Here is a 7905-nt window from a genome sequence, read left to right as displayed (position 1 = left end):
CAATTGCGTCACGCCATCAGCCGAACTGGCGACGCCACCATGGCCAAGGGCATGTGACTCGACCTGCGTGGTGGTGAGTACGTAAAGATGGTCTTCGCCGAAGGCGACGCTGACGGGGCTGCCGTGCGTGGGCACGACCTTCTCCAATCGCAAGCCGCCAGGCCATTCGCTGCGAACGAACACCGATACGTTATTGGAGCCAAAGTTGACGACCGCCACGCGGCCGTGGTGTGCAGCGACGCCGCCGGCATTGCCACCGACACCGCCTTGACCCTGTGTGGCCAGCGTCTGCAGCAAGGTGCCAGCAGGACTGAAGACCAAAAGTTGGTTGGTAGCAAGGTTGGAAGCGGTGACGATCAATGCCTCATTGGCTTGCGAGGCACGGGCTGATACCGACACGCCAAACAACATGGCGGCCGCGGTGGCAATGGCGCCGAGCGAGCGACCCGCCAGACGGGGGCGAAGGGATACGGTTTGCATGCTTATCTCCAGGAGAAACGGGGGCAGCCCAGCGCGCCGGACTGATCGAGGCGCGACATGCGCTTGCGACCCTTCCTTGGTCGCCCCTGTCCCTGGAACCTTACAGTGCTGCGTCGCACTTTACGTGTTGTGACACCAGCTAGAGATCGCGAGGGCAGCAAGTCTGTCTTTGGCTTGCCCAAGGGCAGTTGCACTCGGACCAAATTGCTGCCCCACCGAGCCTAGCCCCTGAGCGTCGTAGTCAGCAGCACGCAGCCAGCTGCCGGGCTTCACCCAAGCTCTTCTTTACGACGCTGCCCTCATTGCACCGATTACTGACCGGCCTCCGCTTCGCCGATCACGATGTTGCCGCTGACCTGATGGCCCAGCACGGCTGCATTCGTCAACTCCACAAATACTGCTTTGGTCTCGACTGTTTCAAGTACGCGAAACAAAGGGCAAGGCTTGCCAGGATCACATACGGGGTTTTGGGGAATGGTCTGCGCGTTCAGCGTTATCTTGACTGTGGGACTGTCGACCACGACTGTGTTGGCCTTGATTTCCCCACTGAATGTCAAAGGCTTGACCCCGACCAGCGGGCCGCTGAGCACTAGCGAGCCAAAGCTGGTGCTGCCGCTGCGTTGAGACGGACCAGGAATAACTTGGCTGTATTGGGCTGCGGCCTTGAGCTTGTTGAATTGCACGCGCAGTGCTGCAACGTCCAACGGAGGCAGTGGCTGGGCATGCACCGACTTGGCATCATCAACAGCAGACGCCGAGCTGGCTGGTGCTGGCAGAGGTGGATCGATGATGATCCTGGGCGGGAAGATCAAAGCAATGGTGCCCGATCCTGCGTGAGATGTACCTGATGTGTTGATCGTGTCAACCCCATTCGAACCAGCCGCCAATGTGTTGCTCTGCAGTTCAAGCACAGTCAGCACCGGACTGCGCGGCAAGGCGGGCAGCAACATCAAACTCTTGCTGATCATTGCCGCGTGCAAGGGCTTGCTGTAGGTCTGACCCAATGTGGTGCGCCCCGATGTTTCCAGCTGTGGGGCCATTTGAACCGGGCTGCCGTGATCGGTGCTCAATTCAGCAGAAACGACATAGGCACTGCTTTGGGCGGCCATCGCAGATGATGTGGCCATGGCAACGGCGAGCATCGCGATCTCGCCAACGAAACGAAGTGAGTGCTTCATGAAATACCTCCTAGCGGATGAAATAGTTGAATGGACGTTCAAACAGTCCTTGGCAACACGCCGTCCTGCTTTGAAAACCACGAGCAAGTCGGCAGGCGGTCGAAGAATGAGCGCGAAAGAGGCAGCGGCCCACCCCTAGTCATAGGGGTGTCTGACAGGTTTTACAAAAGTACAAGAATGGCCATTCCGTATTTGCAAACGTGATTCATGCCGCGCCATTGATGCCTTTCAATTCAAACCCGTGAGCGTCGAAGACTTAAGGCACATGCCATTTGTTACGCCGCATGCACCAGGCGTGCACTTCACTCCGTTCTGTGTCCATCCATGCTGAAGGCCGAGCATGGTCGTTCGATAGCCAGTCCAGCGCAACAACTCCGCAGGCCGGCACACCAGACATGGTTGCTCTCCGCCCATGCCGCACGGCACAGGAATACCGACCAGCCGGTGCCCCATACCCCAAACGAAAACGGACAAGGCAGATTACCCGCCTTGTCCGCCACTGCAACGACTGAGCAATCAGTTGCTAAAGGCGGCGTCCTTGACCGTCAGCGCGCCGTTTGAACCGCTTGCAAAGACCACCGCCATGCGATTGGCGCTGGAGTAGAACCACTGCGTGTCAGGATTTGTCGTCACGCGTGGCGAACCGTCGCCGAGAGCCCAGTTCTTGAACGTAAAGCCCGATGGAATGGAAGCGGAATAGTTCTTGCCAAACAGGTAGCCGGAGGGCACGCTCGCCGAGCTGGTCGTCAGAGTGACAGTGGGCTGAACAATAGCGACCGTGTAGGGCGAAGCAAGCGGGGCCGCGCAGAACTGGCCCAGCGAGGTCATGTTGATCGCGTTGTTGCCACTGGCCGTGAATAAACATTCCCAACCGGACGTCAGGAGGCTGAGTCCCTGGAACACGTTGTTGGTCAAGCTGACGCCCTGGCTGGCGTTGCCGTTATTGATTTGCACGCCGTTGCCATACGCCGCTTGCGTCGAGTTCCCAACCCAACCAATCCAGTTGCTATCAAGGGAGAGGCCAGTCGGAGTCCCCGTCAGCATGACGCCGCGAGCTTCAAAACCACTGACAGCCGAGCCCATAAACAAGACCTTGTTGGACTTGATACTCAAAGGCGCTGAGCCACTGGCCGTGTTGCCGCCTTTGATGGCGACGTAGGCGGCATCTCCCGAGCGGGTGCTGTCAGTCGCCCACTTGCCTGCGGTTCGGATGATGGTATTGCCCGAGATCACTGGGTTGCTTGTGATGCTCCAATTGCCATCAATGCCATTGGCTTGTGCATTGACAATATAGTTGCGATTAATCGAGAGCGAGTTCAGTGCCGGTGCATTGCCTGCCTTGACGATCGCTGTGCCTGTGTCATAAATGGCGTTGTACATGACCGTCAGCGTGTTGGCGTCATTGATCTGAACACCGACGTTGAAGCCCGTAACGGTATTGGAGTACACCGTCGTCAATCCACTCGTCGATATCTCTAACCCCAAGCTCGCGATGTTGGGATCAAGATTGCCGCAAGCAGCACCACAGGTTGCGGTGTTGTTGGACACCGTTGCAGATACCAGTCGCTCGGTAGAAATGGCTGTAATCAGTTGCTGGGGCGTGCTAACTCGCCAATCTTTTATTACGTTGCGCGTAATCGTCAGGTTCGAGTTGCTCGAGCAACTGGGTACTTGACCGGCTCGCTCTGATTGCTCTCGATTTGAACCTCCACGCCCATGCGGGAAAGTTGTGACATCGTGTTGTTGGCGATGGTCGAGTCACTGGCGCAGAACAGGTGAATCGGCTCTGACACCCGGCTGAACGTATTGCCGGAAATCGCAGATTGGGCCGCAATGGAGTGCCCAAAAATGCCGCCGTATTCAAGGTCAAGAAAGTCGTTGTTGATGATGCTGCTGGCGCTAGCTGCACGCAGCCATAGGCCGAATCGACCGAAAGCGTCTACGTTGGCAGCAATCTCAGCTGCCGTGCGACTGACGTTCTGGAAGACGTTGGATTCGACACGCAGGTTGTTGCCGCGCAAGGCCACTGGGCCACCATCAAAAGTAAGGTTCACCAAGCCCGTGTTGTTGGCGACGACACCGTCGATCGCGCCTGTGTCGAGTATGTAGCCAAACGTCGAGGCGGTACGCTTGAACACGGCGCGATTCGGCGCGCACAGCGTGACGTTGGGCTTGAGAATCAGCATCGCAGCAGGCAGGGAGTAGGTGCCGGCCGAAACGAGCACCGTTCCCCCGCCTGACTTGGCCGCCATCGCATTGATGGCCGACTGGATGGCAGTGGTATCGGTACCGTCCGCCTTGCCGCTAGCCGAAATCGTGACCTTGTTGGTCGTAGACGGACATGTGGCAAGTGGCGCTGCCATAGCAGTGTTGAACTGCGCCATGGCGCAATAAGAAGCAGCAGCCAACACAATGGCCGATGACGAAATGGCTCTCATGATTCCTCCTGTGTGTATGTAGTCTGATGTACCGCTGAACCGATCACGATCTCGGATCGTGAGGGTGCCTTTTCTGCTTGAAGAGGCCCAGCAACCATAAGAGCGATACGACAAACAAGGCTGCCAGCTTCGCTGCGAATTGGTATCTCCTGTATCACTCGGTTTCCACCACCAGCAGAGGACAGGCTTCGGGCGGGCAAGCCGCATCTATTCGCATGACACCGACGGGATGCGCGTGCGGACTCATACCGTGTTTCTGCTTACGCGTGAATGCCGCACTCGGAACGAGTCTTCCCAAGCTCCATTCGCGAGGATATCGAGACGCCCTGAGGCCTCGATAAGTGCTTGTCGGCGTTCATTATTTCTTGGGGTGGCTAATGGGACTCGAACCCACGACAACCAGAACCACAATCGGGGCAACTTGGAGCCGTTTCCCCTCTGAAAATCGCTGTTTCGTAGAAATAAAACGGCGTTTTTCGATTCTGTATTCATGCGGGTTTCAAGGCTTTCGTTCCCACGCAGAGACGCGAGCCAAGCCGGGGATCATTGCTCACGAGGCATGCCTTCAATAACTGCTGGCTTCAGCGCAAACGATGGACTCGGTTGCGGTGCTATCGGGCTCAAAAAACACTGAACATCCTAACGAGGATCAATGATTGGCCATACTTGGTAAAGATCCTTGGCTAGTGCAATGGCCTCTGCAATGAATGCATATCCTCGCGCCGTCTTGGCGCCCTGACGGACGACAGACTTCGGGTACTGCAACAGTCCGTCCGGTGCTTGTCGGTACCATGGCGCGAGGGTCGGCCTGATTTACTTCTTAAGTGAGGCTGAAGCGGCCGGCCCCGATGCGGTCGCAGCGGCGCCGTCCTTGAGCCAGGTTCCCTTGCCTGCCAGACAGGCCTTCTTGGTCTTGCTCACGTCCATGGTGCCGTCAGACTGCTTGCAATGATGGTTCTGAGGCGTTCCTGTGCCCTTGGCTGGCGCCGAGGCCGGCGTTTCGGCGAATGCTGCTGAGCTGCAAGCAAGGGAGACTGAGAGCAGTGTGATACAGAATACGTTCTTGCAAATCATCTTCAATCCTTTGATGTCGTACCGGGAAACGGTTTGGAAGGGGTCAGGCGGATCGAAACACCCGCCGCCACTCAGTATGGCCTCTCGCTATTGCATGTGCCAGCCATGACTGACTGTAATGGATTGCCCCGTCAGGGCATTGGTCGGGAACGATGCCAGAAACACAGCCGTCTGGGCCACGTCTTGCGTGGTGGTGAACTCGCCATCCACTGTTTCCTTGAGCATGACGTTTTTGATGACGTCGGCCTCGCTGATACCCAAGGCTTTGGCTTGCTCTGGAATTTGTTTATCGACTAAAGGTGTACGCACAAAACCAGGGCAGATGACGTTCGCACGGATGCAATCCTTGGCACCTTCTTTGGCCACAACCTTGGCCAGACCGATCAGGCCGTGCTTTGCCGCAACGTACGGCGCTTTCAGAGGAGAGGCCTCATGCGAGTGCACCGATCCCATATACAGCACCGTACCGCCTTTGCCTCCGGCAATCATCGCGCGCATGCACGCCCGCGTGGTCAGAAAGGCCCCATCGAGGTGAATGGCCACAAGCTTGCGCCAATCGTCAAACTTGAAATCCACAATGGCGCTGATGATCTGGATACCGGCGTTACTGATCAGGACATCGACTCCGCCGAATTGCGCCACGACTTGAGCCACGCCGGCATCGACCTGCGCTTCGTCAGTGACATTCATGGCGACAGCCATCGCAACGCCACCACGCTGGATGATCTCGTTGGCCGTGGCATTCGCCGCTTCCAGAGACAGGTCTGCGATGCAAACCTTGGCGCCCTGATCAGCGTACTCAAACGCGATTTCTTTGCCGATGCCACTGGCAGAGCCAGTGATGATCGCGACTTTGTCCTTGAGCAGCATGAGATTCTCCGTTTGAAGTGGGTAGTTTTGTGTAGCACTCAACTGGCCAGATAGTCGTGAACCACTGTGCCAAGAGGCAAGGTCAGATCTGCCAGGATATGAACGGTTGAGAGCACCTCCAACACAGGCAAGTCAGCGACAGGCGCCAGCGCATGGCTTCTCAAGTCCAACGCGCCAGGGCCTGTCCACGCACCTTTGACATGGATGTCCGCCAGGCTGTATCGCACCAGCTCACACACTCGCGGGCTGCCATCGACATGTGGCACGATCTTCAGCAAGAAATTCGGTGCGGCCAATGAGGCCTTGATCTTCTCCGCATCCAGCGCCTGATGCTTGAATCCCATCGTGCCAGTGGCCACCCTGAAATCACTGTAGTCCAGGGTTCCCATGAGCGTATCTGTATGAACGCGCAATTCGGGCTGCCCCAGCTTCTTGGGGAAGCCCCACAACTCTCGGCCAGCGGCGATCGGTGGGTGATCGTTGAGGAACATGGAAAGCACAAAGCCGCCCGTCTCCTCACCAAGCCGCACCGGGATGACTTGGCCCGCTTCGCAATAGTGCCCAAATCCAGTGGAGTCGGGCATGTTGATGAACTCAAATTTGACGACAGGCTCGACGATTTCAAGTGGCGCGGGTATCAGCTTGCGCAGCGCCTCTGGATCTGTCCGGTAGGTGATGATCAGGTATTCGCGATCCACAAATCGATAGGGGCCAGGAGGATAGGCCGGGCTATGTAGGGGCATGGCGAATGCCCGGGCGCGCACGTCATCTTCGGTCATATCTGCTCCTCAGTCCTCTTGGGGCAACTCGTGTATCACCATGCCGATGTGGGGCTGCATTGGTTTGAGCCAACTCTTGTGGCGCAACGCCCTTCGCGCATCATGCGCCCCAGCTTTCCAACGCGCCTCCAGGCTTGATTGCGCAAAGTCCACGTCCTTGTTGTGATCGTCGCCGGGTAAGGCTTTCATGATGAGTCTCACGATGTTGATCGTGCTGCGGCATCCCAGGCTTGTCAGCCGCCTGATCTCCGGATCCTCGCGATCCTTCTCTGGCAAACGGGATGCCAGGATGTTGATGGCTCGCCGCATGTTCTGCATGTCCCGGTGATCCTCCAGGTGCTCTCTTGTGCGGCTGGAATACTGGATGTCCTTTTGACGAGCCATCGCTGCGCTGATAGATCTGGGGGCCTGCTCCGTGGGATCCCACAAGTCAACCATGAAACACAGCGTGTTCTTGCGCTCTGCATCATCCAGAACAATATCGGCAGGCGTGTTCGAGTAAATACCGCCATCCCAGTAAGCTCGGCCATTGATGATCACCGGAGGGAATCCTGGAGGGAGCGCGCCACTGGCCATGATGTGCTTGGCGGTCAAGCGTTCCTTCGCGCTGTCAAACACCGCCAACTCGCCAGTGCCGACATCTACCGCGCAAACAGTGCACCTGACGTGCCCGGCATTCAGATAATCAAAATCGACGAGCCGCTCAAGCGTTTTGTGCAGAGGGGATGTGTCATAGAAACTGGCCTCTGGCGTAGGGACCTGTTGTTCAATGTTGAGCAACATGCCCGGACGCGGAACGAAGAAGCCGGGCACACCACGTGTGATGGTGTCAAGGTAACTGCCGACCTTGACTACGGGCCCTAGCCAAGTGGCAAACGGCGGCAAGGCGGCCCCAAGACTGACATCGGCTCGAGCCACCAGATTCCAGAATTCGGTCAACCTGGCCAAGCGATGCTCTGGACGATTGCCCGCAATCAAGGCACTGTTGATGGCGCCAATTGATGTGCCCACAACCCAGCTCGGGTTAAAACCGTGTTCCTCCAGGACTTGGAAGACACCGCCTTGATAGGCGCCTAGCGCTCCGCC

General features: G+C 57.3%; 7 protein-coding genes. All 7 read right to left on the bottom strand.

Annotation, left to right across the window (positions count from 1 at the left end):
- Positions 1–480: hypothetical protein (locus EPO09_RS10815; protein WP_290642960.1), on the bottom strand; the 480-nt coding region annotated here is incomplete at its 3' end.
- Positions 481–791: 311 nt separating this feature from the next.
- Positions 792–1658 carry a hypothetical protein gene (locus tag EPO09_RS10810; RefSeq protein WP_290642958.1) on the bottom strand — a complete coding sequence of 289 codons (867 nt, stop codon included), beginning with the start codon at positions 1656–1658 and terminating at the stop codon, positions 792–794.
- A 516-nt stretch (positions 1659–2174) separates the two neighbouring features.
- Positions 2175–3206, bottom strand: a complete 1032-nt coding sequence (locus tag EPO09_RS10805; RefSeq protein WP_290642957.1) for a hypothetical protein — start codon at positions 3204–3206, stop codon at positions 2175–2177.
- A gap of 92 nt (positions 3207–3298) precedes the next feature.
- A complete protein-coding gene (locus EPO09_RS10800) occupies positions 3299–4042 on the bottom strand; it encodes a right-handed parallel beta-helix repeat-containing protein (RefSeq protein WP_290642955.1) in 744 nt (247 codons plus the stop codon).
- A gap of 1215 nt (positions 4043–5257) precedes the next feature.
- Positions 5258–6040, bottom strand: a complete 783-nt coding sequence (locus tag EPO09_RS10795; protein ID WP_290642953.1) for a 3-hydroxybutyrate dehydrogenase — start codon at positions 6038–6040, stop codon at positions 5258–5260.
- Positions 6041–6078: 38 nt separating this feature from the next.
- Entirely contained in the window at positions 6079–6819 is a 741-nt protein-coding gene (locus tag EPO09_RS10790; protein ID WP_290642952.1) for an acetoacetate decarboxylase, read from the bottom strand.
- A gap of 9 nt (positions 6820–6828) precedes the next feature.
- Positions 6829–7905, bottom strand: a 1077-nt coding sequence (locus tag EPO09_RS10785; protein ID WP_290642950.1) for a patatin-like phospholipase family protein, incomplete at its 5' end; no start/stop codon positions are given.

Source organism: Aquabacterium sp. (genome assembly GCF_004297345.1).
In the GTDB taxonomy this organism is placed as follows: Bacteria; Pseudomonadota; Gammaproteobacteria; order Burkholderiales; family Burkholderiaceae_C; genus Aquabacterium.
This window is presented reverse-complemented; position numbering and strand designations above follow the sequence as displayed.

Coding starts and splice junctions, on each gene's coding strand:
- EPO09_RS10795 (WP_290642953.1), bottom strand. CDS start 6,040: ATGCTGCTCAAGGACAAAGTCGCGATCATCACTGGCTCTGCCAGTGGC.
- EPO09_RS10810 (WP_290642958.1), bottom strand. CDS start 1,658: ATGAAGCACTCACTTCGTTTCGTTGGCGAGATCGCGATGCTCGCCGTT.
- EPO09_RS10800 (WP_290642955.1), bottom strand. CDS start 4,042: ATGGCGCAGTTCAACACTGCTATGGCAGCGCCACTTGCCACATGTCCG.
- EPO09_RS10790 (WP_290642952.1), bottom strand. CDS start 6,819: ATGACCGAAGATGACGTGCGCGCCCGGGCATTCGCCATGCCCCTACAT.